This is a genomic window from Lysinibacillus sp. NPDC097287 (assembly GCF_044761695.1).
In the GTDB taxonomy this organism is placed as follows: Bacteria; Bacillota; Bacilli; order Bacillales_A; family Planococcaceae; genus Lysinibacillus.
Map to the genome: position 1 here is coordinate 44,863 of NZ_JBIWCX010000017.1, position 19,868 is coordinate 64,730.

22 protein-coding genes and 1 pseudogene are annotated in these 19,868 nt (G+C 35.8%); 14 read left to right on the forward strand and 9 right to left on the reverse strand.

The window, feature by feature from the left end:
• Positions 1-153: 153 nt before the first annotated feature.
• The gene (gene pepF, locus ACIQ2D_RS18860; protein WP_402866854.1) at positions 154-1,959 is read right to left on the reverse strand and encodes an oligoendopeptidase F; all 1,806 of its coding nucleotides are present in this window, start codon (positions 1,957-1,959) and stop codon (positions 154-156) included.
• A gap of 185 nt (positions 1,960-2,144) precedes the next feature.
• Here pepF and ACIQ2D_RS18865 point away from each other — a divergent pair, with 185 nt between their 5' ends.
• From ACIQ2D_RS18865 to ACIQ2D_RS18880, 4 genes are all read left to right on the forward strand, one after another.
• Complete coding sequence (locus ACIQ2D_RS18865) at positions 2,145-2,585, forward strand: Dps family protein (RefSeq protein WP_402866855.1); 441 nt, start codon at positions 2,145-2,147, stop codon at positions 2,583-2,585.
• Positions 2,586-2,698: 113 nt separating this feature from the next.
• Positions 2,699-3,115 (forward strand): general stress protein, encoded by a 417-nt coding sequence (locus ACIQ2D_RS18870; protein ID WP_402866856.1) that lies wholly within the window; start codon positions 2,699-2,701, stop codon positions 3,113-3,115.
• A gap of 133 nt (positions 3,116-3,248) precedes the next feature.
• The gene (locus ACIQ2D_RS18875; RefSeq protein ID WP_402866857.1) at positions 3,249-3,638 is read left to right on the forward strand and encodes a tautomerase family protein; all 390 of its coding nucleotides are present in this window, start codon (positions 3,249-3,251) and stop codon (positions 3,636-3,638) included.
• Positions 3,639-3,736: 98 nt separating this feature from the next.
• On the forward strand, positions 3,737-4,294 hold the full coding sequence (locus ACIQ2D_RS18880; RefSeq protein WP_402866858.1) for a cysteine hydrolase family protein: 558 nt from the start codon (positions 3,737-3,739) through the stop codon (positions 4,292-4,294).
• A 115-nt stretch (positions 4,295-4,409) separates the two neighbouring features.
• Here the strand turns inward: ACIQ2D_RS18880 and ACIQ2D_RS18885 are convergent, their stop codons facing one another.
• The gene (locus ACIQ2D_RS18885; RefSeq protein ID WP_402866859.1) at positions 4,410-5,306 is read right to left on the reverse strand and encodes a DMT family transporter; all 897 of its coding nucleotides are present in this window, start codon (positions 5,304-5,306) and stop codon (positions 4,410-4,412) included.
• 129 nt (positions 5,307-5,435) lie between these two features.
• Between ACIQ2D_RS18885 and ACIQ2D_RS18890 the strand changes: the two genes are divergently transcribed.
• From ACIQ2D_RS18890 to ACIQ2D_RS18930, 9 genes and pseudogenes are all read left to right on the forward strand, one after another.
• Complete coding sequence (locus ACIQ2D_RS18890; RefSeq protein WP_402866860.1) at positions 5,436-6,305, forward strand: LysR family transcriptional regulator; 870 nt, start codon at positions 5,436-5,438, stop codon at positions 6,303-6,305.
• A 66-nt stretch (positions 6,306-6,371) separates the two neighbouring features.
• Positions 6,372-7,046 carry a phosphopantothenoylcysteine decarboxylase domain-containing protein gene (locus ACIQ2D_RS18895; RefSeq protein ID WP_402866861.1) on the forward strand — a complete coding sequence of 225 codons (675 nt, stop codon included), beginning with the start codon at positions 6,372-6,374 and terminating at the stop codon, positions 7,044-7,046.
• A gap of 317 nt (positions 7,047-7,363) precedes the next feature.
• Complete coding sequence (locus ACIQ2D_RS18900) at positions 7,364-7,519, forward strand: YezD family protein (protein WP_402866862.1); 156 nt, start codon at positions 7,364-7,366, stop codon at positions 7,517-7,519.
• A 156-nt stretch (positions 7,520-7,675) separates the two neighbouring features.
• Positions 7,676-8,173, forward strand: coding sequence for a GrpB family protein (locus tag ACIQ2D_RS18905; RefSeq protein ID WP_402866863.1), 498 nt, complete (start codon positions 7,676-7,678; stop codon positions 8,171-8,173).
• 548 nt (positions 8,174-8,721) lie between these two features.
• Complete coding sequence (locus ACIQ2D_RS18910; protein WP_402866864.1) at positions 8,722-9,672, forward strand: NAD-dependent epimerase/dehydratase family protein; 951 nt, start codon at positions 8,722-8,724, stop codon at positions 9,670-9,672.
• Between the two features lie 994 nt (positions 9,673-10,666).
• On the forward strand, positions 10,667-10,822 hold the full coding sequence (locus tag ACIQ2D_RS18915; RefSeq protein WP_402866865.1) for a hypothetical protein: 156 nt from the start codon (positions 10,667-10,669) through the stop codon (positions 10,820-10,822).
• A gap of 166 nt (positions 10,823-10,988) precedes the next feature.
• On the forward strand, positions 10,989-11,555 hold the full coding sequence (locus tag ACIQ2D_RS18920) for a DUF4256 domain-containing protein (protein ID WP_402866866.1): 567 nt from the start codon (positions 10,989-10,991) through the stop codon (positions 11,553-11,555).
• 1,113 nt (positions 11,556-12,668) lie between these two features.
• Entirely contained in the window at positions 12,669-13,139 is a 471-nt protein-coding gene (gene yiaA / locus ACIQ2D_RS18925) for an inner membrane protein YiaA (protein WP_402866867.1), read from the forward strand.
• A gap of 58 nt (positions 13,140-13,197) precedes the next feature.
• Positions 13,198-13,509: pseudogene (locus tag ACIQ2D_RS18930) on the forward strand (DUF4256 domain-containing protein); the annotation flags it as partial.
• A gap of 290 nt (positions 13,510-13,799) precedes the next feature.
• On the opposite strand, the gene ACIQ2D_RS18935 reads toward ACIQ2D_RS18930, so the two are convergent.
• Positions 13,800-14,024: a hypothetical protein gene (locus tag ACIQ2D_RS18935; protein WP_402866868.1), complete on the reverse strand. Its 225-nt coding sequence runs from the start codon at positions 14,022-14,024 to the stop codon at positions 13,800-13,802.
• 223 nt (positions 14,025-14,247) lie between these two features.
• Between ACIQ2D_RS18935 and ACIQ2D_RS18940 the strand changes: the two genes are divergently transcribed.
• The gene (locus ACIQ2D_RS18940; RefSeq protein WP_402866869.1) at positions 14,248-14,763 is read left to right on the forward strand and encodes a hypothetical protein; all 516 of its coding nucleotides are present in this window, start codon (positions 14,248-14,250) and stop codon (positions 14,761-14,763) included.
• A gap of 170 nt (positions 14,764-14,933) precedes the next feature.
• Here the strand turns inward: ACIQ2D_RS18940 and ACIQ2D_RS18945 are convergent, their stop codons facing one another.
• The 6 genes from ACIQ2D_RS18945 to ACIQ2D_RS18970 all read right to left on the reverse strand — a co-directional run bounded on the left by ACIQ2D_RS18945 (position 14,934) and on the right by ACIQ2D_RS18970 (position 19,809).
• Positions 14,934-15,140, reverse strand: a complete 207-nt coding sequence (locus tag ACIQ2D_RS18945) for a hypothetical protein (protein WP_402866870.1) — start codon at positions 15,138-15,140, stop codon at positions 14,934-14,936.
• A 613-nt stretch (positions 15,141-15,753) separates the two neighbouring features.
• The gene (locus ACIQ2D_RS18950; RefSeq protein ID WP_402866871.1) at positions 15,754-16,107 is read right to left on the reverse strand and encodes a hypothetical protein; all 354 of its coding nucleotides are present in this window, start codon (positions 16,105-16,107) and stop codon (positions 15,754-15,756) included.
• Between the two features lie 199 nt (positions 16,108-16,306).
• Entirely contained in the window at positions 16,307-16,660 is a 354-nt protein-coding gene (locus ACIQ2D_RS18955) for a YhfM domain-containing protein (RefSeq protein WP_402866872.1), read from the reverse strand.
• 119 nt (positions 16,661-16,779) lie between these two features.
• Entirely contained in the window at positions 16,780-17,163 is a 384-nt protein-coding gene (locus ACIQ2D_RS18960; protein WP_402866873.1) for a hypothetical protein, read from the reverse strand.
• A 635-nt stretch (positions 17,164-17,798) separates the two neighbouring features.
• On the reverse strand, positions 17,799-19,139 hold the full coding sequence (locus tag ACIQ2D_RS18965; RefSeq protein WP_402866874.1) for an MATE family efflux transporter: 1,341 nt from the start codon (positions 19,137-19,139) through the stop codon (positions 17,799-17,801).
• A 94-nt stretch (positions 19,140-19,233) separates the two neighbouring features.
• Positions 19,234-19,809 carry a TetR/AcrR family transcriptional regulator gene (locus ACIQ2D_RS18970; RefSeq protein WP_402866875.1) on the reverse strand — a complete coding sequence of 192 codons (576 nt, stop codon included), beginning with the start codon at positions 19,807-19,809 and terminating at the stop codon, positions 19,234-19,236.
• Positions 19,810-19,868 lie beyond the last annotated feature (59 nt).

Here is a 19,868-nt window from a genome sequence, read left to right on the forward strand (position 1 = left end):
GTACTTTCGTATGAAGAAAAATGATTATCTATTTTGAAAAATCGAATAATGTGGAGGGACGCCCTAAATCTATTATATGTACGACTTTACTAGTTTAGAACAAAATAATTAAAAGCCGTCAATGCGCAAAAAACGTGCACAGACGGCTTATCTTTATACTTCGATTTCTATAGTTAGTTGTTCGAGTTGAGTGATTAAGTCACCAATATAGGTAATTGTGTTACGAAGCGGTTGGTCGGTTGTAACATCGACACCTGCCATTTTCGCTAGTTCTACTGGTGTTTTTGTGCCGCCAGCTTGAAGGACAGCTAGCCATTCATCAACAGCCGTAGCGCCTTCTTTCAATATACGTTGTGATACTTGTGTGGAAATTGTAAGACCTGCGCTATATGTGTATGGATATAAGCCCATATAGTAGTGTGGCTGACGCATCCAAGTAAGTTCAGCGCCTTCAGTAATTTCAACAGCATCTCCCCAGAAATCTTCTAGGACAGAGCGTTTTAATTGATTTAACACAGTTGCGTTTACTGATTCACCGTTATCAATAAGTTCATAGACTTTACGCTGATATGCGGCTTCTAACAAATGTGTGACGAAGTTATGATAGTAGGTTTTCGATACAATATTCGAAACAACCCAACGTTTAAAGCGTGTATCTTCATTATGCGTTAATAAATAATTTGCTAGTAGCATTTCGTTCATTGTAGACGGTGCTTCTATGAAGTACAAAGAAGGGCGACTATTAAAATACGATTGATGTGCATGTGCATTCACAAAATGACCAGCATGACCAAGCTCGTGTGTCAGCGTAAATACTTCATTCATACGTTGATTCCACGATATTAAAATAAACGGGTGACTACCATATGGGCTTGAACAAAATGCCCCAGTCGATTTCCCTTTGTTTGGTGGAAAGTCAATCCAGCGCTCATTAAAGGCTTTTTCAATCATTTGGTTGTAGTCATCACCCATGACAGCTAGGGATTTTTTAATATAATCCTTTGCTTCATCCATTGTCACTTTTGGATCATAGCTTGGGTCTAGTGCAACTTTTAAATCTGCAAACGTCATCTTTTCTAAGCCATGTGCCTTTTGAATAAGTTTTGCATAACGACGCATGTGAGGTGCAAGTTCTTTTGTAATTAAATCAATTTGACGATTATAAAGCTCACGGTCCACGTCTTGATCAAACAATAGATAATCAATTACCGAGTCAAAGCCACGTAAGTTCGCCATTGTCTTTTCTTGCTGCACATGTGTGTTATACACCTTCGCAGTTGTATGTTGATAGTCACGTAGTTTTGAAGAAAATGCTTCAAAGGCAGCGCGACGCACATCTGTATCTGCTTCGAGTTCCCAGTCATTTTCGAATAATACATAGCTAAGTGGGTGACTAGTGCCATTTACCTCGAATTCTCCGAAATTCATATCCACAAGTTTTGTCGTGTTATATGTTTCATAAGGTGCTTTAAAAGTAGCGCTTAGCGAAGCTAATGCTTTTTCTACTTCAGGATGTAGCTGATGAGGTTTTTGCTTTAATAGCTCATCTAAAAAGTTTTTATAGAGTGGACTTAATGAAGCTGCTTCTTCAAGTGTCGTAGTTGGCAAATTGAGTAGTTCACTGCGTACAAAGGATAGGGAGCTGCTGATTTTGGCAACAGCTGAGCCGAATTTTGCTGCACGCATTTGTGCTGCATCATTTGTACGATCTACCTCTAAGTTCAAGCTAGCATAAGCACCGATTGGTACGATACTTTCTTGGAGTGATTCATAGGCAATTAATACATCAATTACCTTCTGTGCATCGGTAATAGAGTCCTTATAAGTACGTTCGAAGTTTACTGCATCCTCTATAACTTGTGTTAATGCAGGATCGAAATCTGTGTCTTGCGCCAATAAGTCAGCTAAATTCCAAGTTTGTTTTAAAGGCACATCTTTACGTAATGGCAAAGCTTCCATGGAATAACACCCCTTTTTTGTAAGTGAGTTTATTATAGCTAAAATATTTAGAAATGTTAAATATTTATTTGGTAGAAAGTTTGTTTTCTTAGTATGAATTTGATATCCAATGTTTTAAATTATGCCGGTAGGGAATAAATGAGAGTGTAGCATCAAACTATTCGACAAGTTGGAGGAGAAAGACAATGACGCAAAAACTAAACACAGAATTAAATCATTTGGTATCTTCATACTCAGTGCTTTATACAAAATTGCACAACTATCATTGGTATGTGACAGGAAATGCATTCTTTACGCTGCATGAAAAGTTCGAGGAATTATATAACGAAGTAACATTAAACCTAGATGAAATAGCAGAACGTATTTTATCAAAAGGTGGTAAGCCCGTTGCAACATTAAAAGAGCATTTAGAGCTTTCTTATATAGAAGAAGCGACAGGGAAGGAATCAACGATCCAAATGGTTGAAACAACTATTTCAGATTTTGAAAAGCTTATGAAAGCGTTGAATTCTACAATGGAGCTAGCTGCTGAAGAGGGCGATGACCGTACAGAGGATTTACTCAATGCGATGTACCAGTCCATTGAAAAGCATGCATGGATGCTAAAGGCGTTCCTGGGTAATTAATAATTAAATATATGACAACTATTACAGACAGATTAAATGTAATGTAAATATGTTTTATCTTAAATCAAGGGGGTAAAAAGATAATAAGCCATATAAATTAGGAGGAATTGGACATGAAAAATGAACAAAATCAACGAATTGAAGTGGCACATTCTCAAGAGGAGATGCTTCGTAAATTAGATAGCATGCGCCGAGATGGCATTAATTATCAAGACATCAACATTATTACGAGAGATACATCTCAATTTGAGGATGTAAAAGAGGACGCTGATGTAAAAACACATGCAGCAGGGAACTTGGTAGACCAATTTAAATCATGGTTTACTGGTGACTCTGCAGTAACCGAAGGATTAAAGCGATTTGACCTAACAGATGGACAAATAGCTTATTATGGTCAGTTGCTTGAACACGGTGCCATTGTTTTATTTGCAGAACAAGGTGATAACCTAAATAAATCAGAGCCATTTATCGATACTATTGATCATGCAGCAAACTCCGTTCAACGTGAAAATTCTTCGCGAATTGACTAAGATCAACTTGTTTAAAGAAAATGCAGAGCGAGCATCACCGGCGCTCTGCTTTTTTGTGCTCAGTTGAAGGTATTTCCAGTCGCGTTCTAGAATAAGGTCTAATAGTTAGTTTGGAAAAGAGAGGTTAGATTAGATGGGGCAAATTAAAGTTTACGGGATTAAAGAACATTTAAATCCAATTAAGGGGACATTATCGAATATAATTCACTCGTGCATGGTTGATGCACTGGAATTTCCAGCTGATAAGAAATTTCATAGGTTCTTTCCTATGGACACAGAAGATTTTTACTTTGCTAATGGCAGAACCGATGCCTATACAATTATTGAGATTAGTATGTTTGAAGGACGTACAATTGAAGCCAAAAAGCAATTAATCAAGCTTCTATTTGAACGAATAGAAAGCAGAATAAATATATCTCCTCAAGATATTGAAATCACAATTTTTGAAACACCGAAACATAACTGGGGGATAAGAGGGGTACCGGGAGATGTGTTAGAGCTGCATTATAAGGTGAATGTTTAGATATAAGATGATCAAATTGAATTGCCTAATTTGTCGCTTTCACTATTTGTGGAAAAACGAATCATGAATGAAAATTATAATCAAAAGGGGCTTTTATATTGAATCAAGCTTTGCTTATTATTGATGTCCAACAAGAATTAGTTGATGGCAATAGTGAAGAGAAAAGTGTACTTAATAAAGAAGCATTAATAGAGAATATTAATTTGGTTATTGATGAAGCCTTAAAAACCGATGCTTCGATAATTTTTATAAGAGATAAGGATGTTGCTGACGGCAAGGGTCCAGGTTTCCAAATACACTCTGACGTGAACGTACCGAAAACAGCTATAACATTTGATAAATCAGCTACAAATTCATTTTATGGAACTCCCTTAATGGAGTTTTTAAAGGAGAAAGCGATTGAACACCTTGTTATCATGGGATGTAAAACAGAACATTGCATAGATACAGCAGTGAGAACTGCAACGGTAAATCATTTTGATGTTACTTTAGTTAGCGATGGCCATTCGACGACAGATTCGCCAATACTATCTGCAGTACAAATCATAAGTCATCATAATGAAATACTTCACGGTCACTACAATGTGGATAATTTTTCAGTTGTACGGACTTCTCAAGAAGGTTTGTTTCAACCAATTCACCATCATTACCGATAAAACTTAGATAATCGGGTTTGAGGCCAGTAACCCTCAATGTATATAATCCCGTTCTATTTTTAGAACGAGATTATAGGTAGCTGAATATATAAGATTGAAACTTTGCAAATATCTCCTAAACAACTTTTTCATGTGCTGGCTTTTTAAAGAAGCGCATGATATGGAGTTGTTCAAACTGTGCGACTAAGTTACCGATTAAAATAAAGCCACCGCCAATTAGTAATTTCGTTGTGAGGCCTTCCCCTAAGAACATTACTGCGAACATTGCAGCAAAAATTGGTTCCAAAGAGAAAATTAAGCCTGTATGGGTAGGGGATGTATACTGTTGTGCAACAGTTTGCCCGATGAAACAAAAAGCACTACAAACAAGCCCTAAACCTAAAATCGAAATCCATGAAATTGTCGTATTCGGTAATGTTGGCGTTTCAAAAAGGAATGTTAATACTAACGCGTAAAGTCCTGCAAAACCTAATTGATAGATGCCAAAAGAAATCGATTCGACGCTACGTGTGAAAGTACTATTTAACACTAAGTATATGGAATAGCCAAATGCGGCAATGGCCATTAAAATATCACCTTGTTTAAACGCGAAAGATCCTTGTACAGTTAAAATGACAATCCCTATCATGGTACAAATAATTGCTAAACGGACGGCTCTTGACGGTAATTTTTTTTCGATAAAACTACTCATAATCGGCACTAATACAACGGTTAAGCTTAAAATAAAGCCTGCATTCGAAGCCGAAGTCGTTTCTAATCCGAAAAGGCTAAGCGCGAATAAAAGAAGTAAGAAAAAGCCTTGGATTGCTGCGTACTTTAATGTTTTGAAATTGACTTTTACCATGCGTTTATAAAAAATCAGTCCTGCTACGAAAAATGCAATTAAACACCGTAACGCCACTACATTATAAACGGCCAATGTTTCAAGCCCCAACACCATAAAGGTATAAGACAAGCCCCAAAACATTGTCACGATAATCATCAATATATTTGCTTTTCCTTGAATAGTCATTATGCTCACCTACAGTTTCTGTACTAAAACAGTTTATTGATAAAATTTACTATATATGGTCCATTGAGATTAGTAAAACGAATGTTTATAATGAGTAGTATTAAAATAATTCATGGATGGTAGAATGTAGTGAGTTTAGTAAAATACGAAATACTAAGTAAAGTATCAGAACAAATGAGTTTCACGAAGGCAGCAGAGGCACTTGGATTAACTCAATCTGCAGTTAGTCATGCTGTTTCTAGCTTAGAAAAAGAGCTAGGATTTGCACTTATTCATCGCAGTCGATCGGGTGTGACACTAACTAGTGAGGGGCAAACAATGCTTCTTTCAATGCGCCATGTATTGGATGCAGAAGAATTATTACAGCAAGAGGCAGCACATATTCTTGGGGTAACCCGTGGGAAAGTTCGGATTGGTGTAATTTCGAGTATTTCCTCAAACTGGATGCCTGAAATTATTCAAATTATGGATACTAATTATCCGGGTATTACAGTGGAACTACGTGAAGGGGATTATTATGAAATTGAGCAATGGTTGCAAAGTGGGGAAGTCGACGCTGGATTTTTGAATGGTGAAAAGTCAGATCAATTTCAATTTATCGAACTACGCCATGATCCACTCCTCTGCATAGTATCCGACAAAAGTCCTTTATATGATAAAGAAGAGATTGATATTGTCGAATTAGAAAATATGCCGTTTATCATGACGTCTTATAGGGGTAAAAATGATGTGAAGGTTCTTCTCGAGCAATATCAGGTGAAGCCGAATATTCGATTTGAGTTATCAGAAGAAATAGGCATTATTTCGATGATTACACATCATTTAGGGATGAGTATTTTGCCCAAATTAGTGATTGACCGATTCCCAGCTTCACTTAGAACGATCCCACTAAAACAAGGTGGGTACCGTACAATTGGACTGGCAATGAAGCACCATGCTTCACCTGTCACGAAGAAATTTGCAGAAATCTTGAAAGCTTGGTTAGATGAGCAAAATTAGAAATAGGTTATTTTGTTATTTTACGCTAAAATAGTATACATAGATTTTTAAGAAAAAGGTGACTGTATGGGGACTTTAAAAGGGAAAACGGTGCTTATTACAAGTGGGGGGACGCTTGAAAAATGGGATCGTGTGCGCGGACATACGAATTTATCGAAGGGGGTAATGGGCTGCTATTTGGCTGAAGCAGCACTTGCCGCTGGAGCCAATGTGCTATATATGCATGGCTATTTTGCGAAGCTACCTGAAAATAAAGATAAAATGCGTTTAGTGGGCTTTGAAGGAATTGAAGATCTAGGTGATAAAATTCGTACGGCGCTTCAAGAAGAAAACGTCGATATTGTCATTATGGCTGCGGCGGGTTCTGATTGGGTGATAGACAAGGTATATGACCAATCTGGCAACTTAATGGAGGAAGCGGGCAAAATGCCTTCGGACGAGCCTCCGATTATTTACTTTAAAAAAGCACCAAAAGTGTTAGGACACATCAAAGACTGGCATCCAAATGTCACACTTGTCGGCTTTAAGCTTGAAGCGACAGACGATGTGGATTTCTTGTTATCACGAGCACGTCTGCGTATGGAATCATCAGATGCACAGTTTATGGTGGCAAATAGCTCTCAGTCTTTATACGGTGAGCTAGAGCCGCATTGGATTGTACCGACAACAGGAGAACCAATCAAGGTAAATGGCAAGGAAGAAACAGCTAAAGTACTAATGGATTGTTTACAACAAATTTAAAGCTAAAAAACTGTGTAGAGTGCCAAAAATTCTGCACAGTTTTTTGTGTTTTTAAGCATATATTAATAACAAAATGCATTGAATTATATTTATAACTTAGTATTCGACTAGGTTTTATGATATTTATGTTGACTTCCAGTTTTTAGAATTATAAAATAATTCCAAGATACACCATTTATCTTGCGAGAGTTGTGAAAGGACTTGGCTCAATGATAGCGGAAAGTTTTGAGAGATAAGGGGCTCACCGAATCAAAATGATGCTTGGACATCTGTTTGTACACAGCCGTACAACAAAAAAATATGAAGGGGTGTTTCGTATGTCTCAACAGTCGAAGGCGGATGATGAGAAATTAGAAGCAATTGTTAAAGCCATTCAAGATTTGCAGTTTGGGGAAGTGCATATTACGATTCAGGATGGTGTAATTGTACAAATCAACCGACTAGAAAAACAAAGATTTCCACAAAAAAAGTAAATGACGCAAAGAGCCACAAATTGCATGAACGAATGTTTCGTGCAATTTGTGGCTTTTAAGACTGTTTTCTAAAAGGTTTTTGTTAATCAGCTAACGAGGAGGATAGTTAATTGATATGGTAAAATTAACCTGAATAATTCTATGAAGGGGGTTAATATGGAACAAGTTAATTTTTTAAAAAACAATCTTTTTTATGAAAAGGCAGAGAAAACTTACTTAGTACACAAAAAGATCATTAATGAACATATGCCTAAAGCTGATGTTCAGCACGTTGGAAGTACAGCTGTCCCTTATAGTCTTACAAAGGGTGATTTAGATATACAAGTGCGTGTTACGCCTGAGCTATTCCTACTTGCAGTACAGACACTTTCATCATTATATGAACTCAATGAAGGCAGTATAAAAACCGACTGCTTCAGAGCTTTTAAAGATGATTCAACAGTACCTCCTCTAGGGGTTCAATTAACTATTATAGATTCTGAATATGATTTTTTTTGGAAATTCCGCGATGTTTTATTACTAAATGACATTTTTAGGATGGAATATGATGAGTTGAAAAGAGAATTTGAAGGCAAAGAAATGGGTGAATACAGGGAAGCTAAAAACAGATTTTTTCAGAAAATAATGACCACTCCTGAATTTAAGAAACTGTGACTATTTGATGGTTTTATTATTAGATCGTACTACTTGTACTCAGCTAACGATGCACTTTAGCTCAAAAAGAAATTTCATTTTTAGGAACGAATTTAATAGTAGTTTCGGTGAACCGTATCATTAGTAAGTGCGGTCTACGAAAAGAACCATCTAGAACGTTGATTTGACAATGTTTTAGGTGACTTTAAGTTTGTGCATAAATTTTATTATTAGATTCTATACACCTTGAATTACAACATATAATATTATGTTATAATTTCACATATTACTAAACCTAGTGAGGCTTTTTTTATTTTTAAAGATCCGATATTTTTTAACCTAATTTTAACCTTTGATATATATACTGTTCCTAAAGACATGGTAATTCAGAAAATTCACTTACTAGTAAGGTGAAAGTGAAAAAAGTGAATTTTAGTATGTTTTTAATAATACAGAGATGTATAATAAGAAAATTTTATATGATGGTGATTATTACAATCTTCTCGCGACAGTTGAAGAGGATAGAATACTGAAACATAATTACTATTTCATAAGCAAAGGGGTATAAAATGAAAATTTTTGTAACAGGTGGAACGGGTTATATCGGCTCCGTTTTAGTAAAGGTAGCAAAAGATTTAGGGTATGATGTGACAGTATTGACACGCTCAGAAGAGAAGGCGCAGCAATTGCAGAACGAGGGAATGCAAACGATTGTTGGAGATTTACTTGTGGATGGAAAGTGGCAGCAATTTATCAATGAAGTTGATGCGGTCATTCATTTAGCAGCGCCTCCAACTTGGGGCAAGAAGGTAACGAAGAAGGTCGCGGAATCATATGCGGTCGGACATCTGGAGATGACGAAAAGATTATTCGAGGCAATCAATCCACAGAATTTAAAGAAAGTGGTTTATGTCGGTGGGACAAGTTATTTTGGCGACGCGGGCAATGGTGTTGCGCAAAATGAACATTACCGTAGTGCACCAAAAGGATGGGGACCGTATATTGCAAGCTCGATTGATTTAGCGAAGCAATATGGGGAGCAAGGGTACCCGGTGACGATTGTGTATCCGGCACAAATTTATGGACCGACATCGTGGATGGAGCAGCTTTATTTACGACCACTTTATGAAAATAAGCCACTTACAGGTTTAAAAGGCTATGACGCGTATTTCAGCCCAATTCATATTGAGGATTGTAGTCGTGCTTGTTTACATTTGATTGAACATGGAAAAGTCGGAGGAAATTATATTTTATGCGATAACCAGCCCCTACCAGCTAGTGAATTTCGTCAGGAGATTGAGCGTTTGATGGATGTCCAAGATGTTAAAATTCGCTTCTTCCCGCGTTGGCTATGTCAGGTAGCGCTTGGTCCTGTGTTAACAGAATATGCAACAGCCAATACGAACTTTTCGAATAGAAATCTACTTGAAACGGGCTTTCAATTTAAATATCCTGATTACAAACAAGGCTTACCGAATGTAGTTCAGACTTGGTTGGCTCAGAAACTTGATTTAGGATAGGTAAAGGGTATTGAAAATAATTTGAGTCTACACGTGTATAGGCAATGATGAGCGCTCATCATTGCTTACTTTTATATCTATTCATAGATAATCATATTCATGAGTTAGAATTTAAAACTCCAAGAATGGATGAAGTGAATTCAATAATAGAGAAAAATGAAAAATAACCTTAATTTAGGAGTTATAGACCTCATTTAGCTAGATCACGGTGAACCGTATCATAAGTAAGTGCGGTTTTTTAGAGGAGGCTGAAGTTAAGCCCACGAAAAGCGAGCAGAGTGGCCTCATCAGTTTTTCACCATGAGTTTTAAATAATTAATGAAGAAAGGGCTTATGAGACAGCCCCATAATAGTGCGCCAGCATGGACGTAAACTATCAAAAAATTATATTGACAATTCTAATCACACTAACGGTTTTTTAGGTATTTCAACCTCATCAAAAATGCATTTCTTTCAGTTGATATAATTATTGAACAGCCATTTGGAGAAAAGGTGTGGACTTATAACAGGTACATATACATTTGTTCCATTTAACGGTAAAATAAAACCAAAATGATTGGGGTGTATTAAAATGAAGAGGATTTTAATTGCGTCAATTGCTTATTTAACTACGGGAATCGGTTTTTATTATACTTTTTTTAGTGAAACCAACATTTATGGGGTAATTATATTATTCGCGGGTCTATTAGGTATTCTGACTGACATCTTTTACAAAAAAGTTAACTATAAAATAAATTTCACATTTTCTAATTCAAGGAATGGCGGCAATAATTGAAGATCAGCCAAATGCAATCAGGCTAACCACCAATTATTATTAATGTAGAGAACCATATCATAAGTAAAGGATATAAGGGGAAATATTTTAGCTGTTAGGTATGTATTGATGTAAAAGTCGATACATATTTTTTTGTTCACCAATTCATTAAAGAAAAGTTGGGTTTTCTATCTATACTTACACAAAACAAAGATATGTAATTAATGATGAGTTGACGAAATGAAGTATAAAATTGTAGAGAAAACAATTAAAAAGTATATTGAAATTAATCAGCCATTTACTTGTGAGTCTGATATTTTAGATATTATTGGTATTTGTGTTTCAAATGATATAAATTTGATAGTGCATAGAGAAGAAGTGTTTAATAATATTTGAGATGCTGAAAATTGTGTTTTAAATATTTTATATGTAAAGTAATCTTTTGGGAAAGAATGTACTTAAACAAACGGAGTGTGTTTCTACCACGAGTGAAGACGCTTTTTTACTAGCGGAGCGATTTAGTCCTTAAACCATTATTCATAACAATTAGGGGGAAACTATTATGACAACGAGAAATAAGGAGTTGCCACTAGAGCAACGTGAGGAACTACTCAAAACTTTGAAAGCCCGTTTTGAGAAAAATATGAACCGCCATAAAGATCTTGAATGGGATAAAGTACAAGCTAAGCTCGAAGCTAATACTGATAAATTGTGGTCGCTCAATGAAATGGAAGGAACTGGCGGTGAACCGGATGTTGTTGGCCATGATGAAAAGACTGGCGAATACATTTTTTATGATTGTTCAGCGGAAAGTCCTAAAGGCCGCAGAAGTGTTTGTTACGACCTTGAAGCACTCGAGTCAAGGAAAAAACACAAGCCAGAAAATAACGCTATTGATATGGCAACTGCCATGGGCATTGAGCTTTTAACGGAAGAACAATACCGGGAGCTGCAGGAACTTGGAAATTTCGATATGAAAACGTCGAGCTGGGTGCAAACACCTGCTAATATTCGAGAACTCGGTGGGGCAATCTTTTGTGATCGTCGCTACGACACTGTCTTTGTATACCATAATGGAGCTGACTCCTATTATGCTGCAAGGGGCTTCCGTGGCTCGCTAAGGGTCTAAATTTTGCATAGACATCTAAATTTGAATTTGAGAACGGATCATCTAGGGAAGGCTTTAATTTTATTCTTCAACTATCGGGTGATTAGCTAAGAATCGGAACTGACATAGGTCAGTTCTTTTTTATTGGTGGAATATTTCTTAACGCTGTAAATCCGTATTTTCCTGACGTGCTCCCTAATAGAGTAAGCCTATTGATACAGGGGAACCGCCGCAAATTGTTGACTTGAAATAAAGCCAATTATAGAGGAAAAAGTCTTGGGTCAATTCTGTAGAATTGCCAGAAGACGCCGTTCTATCTATATCCAGATACCTCGCCATACTCCACACGAAGTTGGGTAAAACCAAAATTGTCTCCCGTCTCTAAGCCATACGTAAGTGTATTGATATACAAAGTCAACGATATAAGAAACAGATGGTTTTGCTGGTATGAATGTTGGGGGAGGAAATATTGGAATCATTGTCCCCTGGCGTTGGAAATGTGAAGGCACTGAAAAATTCTAAACTAAGATTATTTTATAGTGATATTTTGCATGGGTATTATTTTCTATGTAAGGATTTTGCGCGGCAGCGAATATCTTCCGCGCGAAAGCAAAGCGACAGCGGCGTGAGACTCCAGCAGGAACATTATTTGCGACGAAAGCGTGAGTGAAACGTAGCGGCAGAAGCACGCACGAGACGTAAGACTCAACAAACCAAGCGTAGTGAGGGTTGCAACTTACGCTGTGCCTGCGGAAAGCGAATGCTTAAGCGCATAATCCTTTAGTTCATATTTTTATTAGAGAGTATATTTAAAGAACACTTTTCAGTGGCTCGGGAAATGTCCCATGTGATTTCACTCCTTTTAGTTAGGTCCACAAGAGAATGTATTGAAGAGAAGTGAAAGGTTTTATTTAACGTGAAAATCTAAAGATTGTGAAGTTATGTACTTAATGCTAATGAGCAGATACTTCAATAATGAAGATCGCTTTTTCTTGTTCAAATCCTAAATGGAAATTTATAATAAAATTATATATTATTTGTAATGGATTTCTATATAATAGATGTAGGAAGGAGCACTACAGTGTCTCTGGTGCTCCATTTTTATTAGATTAAAAGATGGGGGCGAAACATTGAATGTCCAATGATAATGAAGATTTATTAGATAAAGGAAAACGAAATGATTTAAAAGTGAAAGAAGAAAGGAAAGAGGGAGAACCGACTCCAGCCTTCAAAGGGGCTTCTTGGGCAGCGCTATTAGTAGGTGTTGCGTCTTATCTTATAGGTTTGTTTAACGCAAATATGCAATTGAACGAAAAAGGATATTACTTTGCAGTATTAGTGTTCGGACTCTATGCGGCGATATCATTACAAAAAGCAGTTAGAGATAAAGATGAGGGAATACCAGTTACTAATATTTATTATGGTATTAGTTGGTTCGCACTTATTGTATCAATTACATTAATGGCCATAGGTTTATACAATGCAGGAAGTATTGTTTTAAGCGAAAAAGGATTTTATGGTATGGCATTTGTTCTTAGTATATTTGCAGCTATAACGGTTCAAAAGAATATAAGAGATACACAGAGGGCAAGAGAAAATGATTGAGTACATGCATTTTTATCTTGATAACTTAAAAAATTATTGATTCCACGCGGAAAGTCCTAAAGGCCGCAGAAGTGTTTGTTACTACCGTTATCCACTCAAATCAAGGGAAAATCACAAGCCAAAAAATAAAGCTATTGATATGGCAACTGCAATGGGCATTGAATTTTTAACGGAAGAACAATACCGGGAGCTGCAGCAACTTGGAACTTTCAATTTGAAAACGTCTAGCTGGGTGCAAACATCTGCTAATATTCGAAAACTAAGCGGGGCATCTTTTGTGATCGTCGCTAGGACACTGTCTTTTTGTACCACAATGGAGCAAGATTCCTACTATGCTGCAAGGGGCTCTCATGGCTCGCTTAGGGTCTGAATTGTGCATAGGCAGCTGAAATTGAGAACGGTTCATCTGGGGAAAGCTTTAATTAAATTCTTCAACAATCGGAGTGAATAATTAAAGTTTATTGAGTTGCTTAGGCAACTCTTTTTTTATTGAACTAAAGGTGCGGATTACTTCAAGAAAAGGACATTGTGTTTTGTTGCATTGTTTAGGGGAATATTACATACCTACTTAACAGGAGGGGGTATTTGCTAATGTGAAATTTAATATTTGATTACTTTTTTGAATGTATATTTGAAAAATATTGTGCAGTAATTCGTTCGTTAGGACTGATACAATTCGTTTCTAATATCATCAAGAATTGAATTGATTAAATCAATTTTACGTTTATCTTCTTTAATTAATTGTTGAACGGGTTGTGTCAAATTAATGGGATTTTTTTGCTGTTGCTTTAGCCAAAAGTTAATACTATCTGTATAAATTTGTTTTCTTATTTCAAGACCTTCAATAAGGAATTTGATATTACTTGTAGGGAGTGTTTCAGTCATAATGCTAACCCCTTTATGTTTTTTATTAGCATTATCGACAAACGAATACGAAAGTATAACAAATAATTACTGAACATTTGATAAAAAATGTGCAGTACAAGAATGTAATCTTATTTTAATCCACGGCTAAAACAAAAGACGTGATACTAATAGGTCTTAGTTCAATATGCGTCATATGAACAGAATAAAATATTTATATCCAATGCTATAGGAGGTGAAAAAAGTGGCATCTAAACGTGAAAATAAATGCTGTTCTATTGAACCTAATTTTTTTCCGAAAATTATCGCAGTTCCTGGTCCGGTTTCTCCACCTGAAAAAGGGGTTTTGGGTTATGGTTCTTTGATAGGGGATACAATAGAACAGCCGACTGTAATTGGGCCATCTGTTCCATTTAATGAGGTTGGTCCTTTATCTAAAAATATTTCAGCTAGTGCATCTGGGAATGAGTTGGTGGTCAATGAAAGTGGCGTATATCAAATCACAGTATCTATGTCTGCAGAAGCAACAGCAGTACCAGATCCAACACAAAGATTTTTAACAGTTTCTATTTTGGTCAATGGGGTACCTATTTTTGATGATACGCTAATTGCCTTCAATATTTCTAATAGAAGCAGTTCAACCTTCGTTGTCCAAGCTAGATTAAACGCGGGAGATAGCGTAGGAGTAAGGGCAACTACAGATACGTTCCCATTTGGTTATATAAGTCGGTCTTTGACTCTTGTTCAATTAAGTAATTAAAATGCGGGTATGCCGATTTATTTTCCATAGTTAAATACAGTTTCAAAAATATCCTTTTTTAAAACTATAGGTAGTAATGATTGATTTTTTGTAAACGAACATTACTGCACATTTTGTAGAAAGAAACCATTAAAGGGTCACTAGGTTGAAAGTGACCCTAAACAGAAATATTATGTGAATTTTTTAGGGTTATCAACTTTGATTGAAGCAACCTCTCCACAGTTTTTACAAAAAGTCATAAGAAATGATGAACCAAATGCCATTTTTGCCCCTATTGGTCTTACATTACCCTGACTACTATTACTAGCATGGCCAACTTGTCCAGTTGTAAATGAATCATTACCACAAGCCTTACAAACCAATTTATCACTTTCCATATCATCACCTCGTTATGAAATATATGTAAATTATAGCATAAAAAAACGAAGTGTGTTCAGACGCTATAGCAAACTAATGAACAATATGAGGATATTGTTCAGTCATTAATGCATGAAAAAAAGAATTTATCAGGCATAATGATTTACTAAGTTTATACTATCCTAATAATAAAAAAAGCTGATTTCTGCTACGGACTACTCGGATTTCCCGTGGGAGTCGAGTAGCCCTCCGCTATAATCTATAAAATTGTCATTATTTATACGGTAAAATTTTATTGGGAAGCTGAGGAATAGCGATAAAATCATACAATAATTCCCTAATAAACATGCCTGAGATTTTATAGTTATTTTTTTGTATTATTCTTGAAATCTATTCTAAAGAAAATGAAAGAAAGTATCAGTAAAATTATAGGGAAAAAGAAGAAACCAGAATCGTATTTAATTGAATGTTCCATTTTTAGTCCAAATAAATAAATGAATAAAGTAAAAGAAACAGACAAAGCGATAGTTCCTGCTATTGTTTTCAATGAAAAACCACCTTTATGAGAAATAGTTAATAATACAGAAGAATCTATTATATTACCTCCTGATATTTTCTAAACAAATCATACAATTAAGCCTTTTGCTTGTTTTTTTTGTCTTTCTTGCTTTCTAAATAGAAGGCAAAACCGAGCGCAACACACATTGTTGCGGAAAAAATGGTTGAAAAAACATCTTTAAAGTAAAGTGCTGTGATAAATAAGATAAAGGCACTCACGGCATTCGCTATCTTTAATGTAGCCAATGTTTTCTTACTAGGGTTAAAAAAGTCTTGAAGAATAAAAAGTAGATAAGCTATTCCGAAAAATACACCATACTCATAAATGAATACCGAGTTAATATCGTCTGGAATGCCCACATAAAGCAGTCGAATAATCAGAAATATTAACACAACGTATTTCGCGTATTTTGTATACAATTCGTTCAAATTGTCACACCTTTTTTGAAATTTTTAAATTATATTTTAATAAATAATAGTTTAACACGAAAAAAAAACTTTTATCGGGGTGATAAAAGGTGGAATAGGTTTAAGTATTGATGAAAATTAGAGATTAAACATAGCTTTCAATCGCACAACTTCTTGATGATTGCCAGCGTTTTCAATAAGGGTGATGATTTCTCGCTTGTTATTTTTCTATATCGAAAAGGTTAATTTCAGTGATAGCTTCAAATAGCTTATTGGAATCTTCTTTGTTTAAATGAACATATTGATAGTCACCTTCAACTACTTCAACTGTATCTTTGTCAGGACCGATCCAGACTGAATATGGTATGGCTTTTGCTTGGATATCTGGATTCACAAATTGAAATATAAACTGATAGTCAGCCTCTCTTGCCATATCTACTTTCTTTTTCTCCCAATCCGCGTTATGGAGTATATCTTTTACCACGGAAACTTTCTTCAACTTAGTAATTTCTTTGTATTCCTCATAGATACCCATATCATTAAGCATATCTACTTCAATTTTTTGTCTCTCCATTCCTGCACAGCCGGTAGTTATGAGTAGCACAAATACTAGGACGAGCATCTTAGTAACATCGAACAATGCTATTTTTTCATTCCTTTCTTTGCGTAACTAAATATAAGTGTAGAAGTAATTTAATTTTGTTCTTGATAATTAATGGCTTCTTTAAATTCTTCGGTAGCAAGGATATTGTAAAACATATTTCTACTATTTACGTTCGCTATTGTCCCTGTAATTGTATGGTTTATCCATAAATAGTATTCACCATCGCTTAGTTTGATCTTATATTGTGGAACTATTTTGTTATCTACTTCACCGAATTCTCTAGCTTTTTTAAATGTTTTTTCTATACGTTTAATATCCTTCGCATCGGATATTATTTGGAGTGTATTGGGTTTTTCTTCTTCGAAATTAATCATTTCTTGAATTTCTATAGTTTTTGTTGTTTCTTTACTACTGTTACAAGCTACTAACCAAATAGAACAAATAATGAAAAACAAAATTGATTTTATTTTCACCTTATCTTCACCTCTTTTTATTCTATTTTTTCTTTATTCGTTTTCGTTTTACCATTTTTCTTTCTTTTTGGAGTAGAAAGACTTGTTCGAATTAACACATTCATAATTAGGGAATAAAATATATCACTATATAATTAATTCTCCACACTGTGAAAAATCACCTGCCCTATTCAAATAATTGTATATTATTCTTAGATTATGCAATTTTATGTGTTAGATTGTGAAGGAGTGTACTTAAAGTAAATAGGGGAGAGTGTTCAATAGACTAGTAGCTCTTTTACTAATGATGCACGTTACTTGTAGAAGACAAAAAGGATTACCTTAAGTAGTTTTGAATTGCATAGGAGAGGTTGGATCCATGAGGGATTAACGCTTTTTTGTTGATTTATTGTCCAAACACGTTGCAACTTGCCGTTACGTTTCACTCACGCTTACTTCGAAAATTTTTCCCGCAGGAGTCTACGCGGATTTTCACTTTTGGGACAGCCCCTTTTTTATTGACCTTAAAAGGGAAAAATCATTCTTTCATCAATTCACAAAATCATAGAAAACTTTTAGATAAAAGAAATCCCGACACTTCGATAAGTGTCGGGAAGTCTCTATCTATTTTTTATGTCGGGCATTAACCCAAATGATTATTCCGTTCCTAAGCTATACCATTTCTTATGATAATAATAAATTGTCAGAAGTACGATGAATTCTGATGTTGGAATAGCGAGCCAGACACCTGTTAATCCAAACAATCTTGGCATGATCATAAGCAAGATGAGCAACACGACAATTTCACGTGCTGCAGTAATCCATGTGGCCATTCGAATGTGACCGATGGATTGATAATACGTCATCATGACAAAGTTCGTTCCCATAAAGAGGTAGGCGATGAAGAATAGTTTAATGCCCGATACAGCTAGTGTCATCACTTCTTCAGGGAAATCACCGAACAAGCTGACAATCTGTGTTGCCGCAAATTGACCGATGAACACAAAGAAGATACCCGATGCGAGAGCGGTCCCAATTGCCAACCGTATTGTTTGTTTCATCTTCTTTTCATCCTTCGCCCCGCTATAATAACTAATAAGTGGTTGGATGGCGGCGCCCATTCCTAAAAACAACAGTAACATTACACTATGAACATAATTCAAAATCGTAAATGCTGATACGCCGACAGTTCCAGCGAGCTCTTTAAATGTGATGTTATGCGAAATCGTGAAAACCGAAATTCCGACTTCTGCAAGAAAACTAGGAAAACCAATGACTAATATAAGAAGAGCAAGCTTCTTATCAAACTTGAAGCGCACAAAACGTAAGTTGCTTTTTTTTCTGAAGAAATGCGTACTTAGTATGATCAGTCCAGTAAGTGCCCCAAGGACTGTCGCAATAGCAGCACCCTCTACGCCATAATCAAGAACGAATAAAAACACATAGTTCAAAATGATATTGACAACTGACGTAGTAATAAGCGCAAACATTGCTGTATTTGGACCGCCATCGTTTCTCACTAAAATACTAAAAGCATTTTCCACTGTGAAGACGAATCCAAACAGTAGCATGACGTTCAGATAACCTGATGTATATTCAAACGTATCGGCATTCGCGCCTAGTAAATACGCAAGTTCTGTTCTAAATACAAAGGCAGTTAGCCCGATGATCATCGTCACGATAAATATAGAGCTAATGGCATGTGAAAAGATGATACGTGCTTGATCTGGTCGTTTAGCACCCATCATTGCAGAATATCGGGTCGCAGCACCAATACCAATCCACAATGACATGGCGACAAAAAGTGTATAGACGGGTCCCGCAATTCCCACACCAGCAAGGGCGACTGGGCCTAACTTATTGCCGACCATGATTCCGTCAACCACGATATTGACAGCCATCAGCAACATGCCGACTATTGAGGGGATTAAATACCTCAAGAAAGATTTTCCTACAGATTCTGTATCTAAACGGTTTAAAATTTGTTCTTTTTGCATTGCTATTTCAAATCCTTATCTATTAATTGGTTTTAAAAACCAAAAAACTATTTTGGTTTTTATAGTTTTCTTAGGGCGAAAAGAAACTGGCAGTTTAAGTGCCAGTACATTCATCATTTTTTTTAGTCATAAATCCATTCAATAACACATCCACAATCGTTTCAAACGATTGTGTTATTGTGATACTATGCCCTAACAAGAATCGTCTATCCAATGTTATATTGGAAGCCTCTATAATCAGTTTCATCAACAAGTCGATGTTTATATCCTTAATGATCCCTGTTCGGATTCCTTCTTCAAGAAGCGTTTTAAGATCATCCCACTGATTAAATTCGCGATTTACGCGTTCCCATTGTGCAGGATAGGAACGTTTCAATTGTTCCAAGATACGCAAATCGTAAAACTCGTTGTATTTCGGTAAGACAACAATCGTTTTTTTTATTTTTTCCGCAAGTGTAAATTCGGGATTATCAATGATTAGGCGAGTCTGTTCGTCAAACTCTTTGATCGTTAAATCAATAATGGAATCAAGAATATCCACCTTCGATGAAAAATTTTCGTATAATGTACGCTTACTTATCCCAAGTCGTTTTGCCAGATCATCCATTGTGAACTTAATGCCATTATTTCGAGTTTCTTCAATGAATGCTTGTATGATTCGTGTCTTCAACCCATAACCCCCAAGAAAACTATAAACACTTTTTTAGTTTTAATGGTTTTATGATACTA

Excerpts from the sequence above, each read along its gene's own strand:
- ACIQ2D_RS18965 (WP_402866874.1), bottom strand. The coding sequence starts at position 19,139 with ATGCAAAAAGAACAAATTTTAAACCGTTTAGATACAGAATCTGTAGGA.
- ACIQ2D_RS18955 (WP_402866872.1), bottom strand. The coding sequence starts at position 16,660 with ATGGAGAGACAAAAAATTGAAGTAGATATGCTTAATGATATGGGTATC.
- ACIQ2D_RS18920 (WP_402866866.1), top strand. The coding sequence starts at position 10,989 with ATGACAACGAGAAATAAGGAGTTGCCACTAGAGCAACGTGAGGAACTA.
- pepF (WP_402866854.1), bottom strand. The coding sequence starts at position 1,959 with ATGGAAGCTTTGCCATTACGTAAAGATGTGCCTTTAAAACAAACTTGG.
- ACIQ2D_RS18895 (WP_402866861.1), top strand. The coding sequence starts at position 6,372 with ATGGGGACTTTAAAAGGGAAAACGGTGCTTATTACAAGTGGGGGGACG.
- ACIQ2D_RS18885 (WP_402866859.1), bottom strand. The coding sequence starts at position 5,306 with ATGACTATTCAAGGAAAAGCAAATATATTGATGATTATCGTGACAATG.
- ACIQ2D_RS18875 (WP_402866857.1), top strand. The coding sequence starts at position 3,249 with ATGGGGCAAATTAAAGTTTACGGGATTAAAGAACATTTAAATCCAATT.
- ACIQ2D_RS18915 (WP_402866865.1), top strand. The coding sequence starts at position 10,667 with ATGAAGTATAAAATTGTAGAGAAAACAATTAAAAAGTATATTGAAATT.
- ACIQ2D_RS18900 (WP_402866862.1), top strand. The coding sequence starts at position 7,364 with ATGTCTCAACAGTCGAAGGCGGATGATGAGAAATTAGAAGCAATTGTT.
- ACIQ2D_RS18865 (WP_402866855.1), top strand. The coding sequence starts at position 2,145 with ATGACGCAAAAACTAAACACAGAATTAAATCATTTGGTATCTTCATAC.
- ACIQ2D_RS18870 (WP_402866856.1), top strand. The coding sequence starts at position 2,699 with ATGAAAAATGAACAAAATCAACGAATTGAAGTGGCACATTCTCAAGAG.
- ACIQ2D_RS18905 (WP_402866863.1), top strand. The coding sequence starts at position 7,676 with ATGGAACAAGTTAATTTTTTAAAAAACAATCTTTTTTATGAAAAGGCA.
- ACIQ2D_RS18945 (WP_402866870.1), bottom strand. The coding sequence starts at position 15,140 with ATGGAAAGTGATAAATTGGTTTGTAAGGCTTGTGGTAATGATTCATTT.
- ACIQ2D_RS18910 (WP_402866864.1), top strand. The coding sequence starts at position 8,722 with ATGAAAATTTTTGTAACAGGTGGAACGGGTTATATCGGCTCCGTTTTA.
- yiaA (WP_402866867.1), top strand. The coding sequence starts at position 12,669 with ATGTCCAATGATAATGAAGATTTATTAGATAAAGGAAAACGAAATGAT.
- ACIQ2D_RS18935 (WP_402866868.1), bottom strand. The coding sequence starts at position 14,024 with ATGACTGAAACACTCCCTACAAGTAATATCAAATTCCTTATTGAAGGT.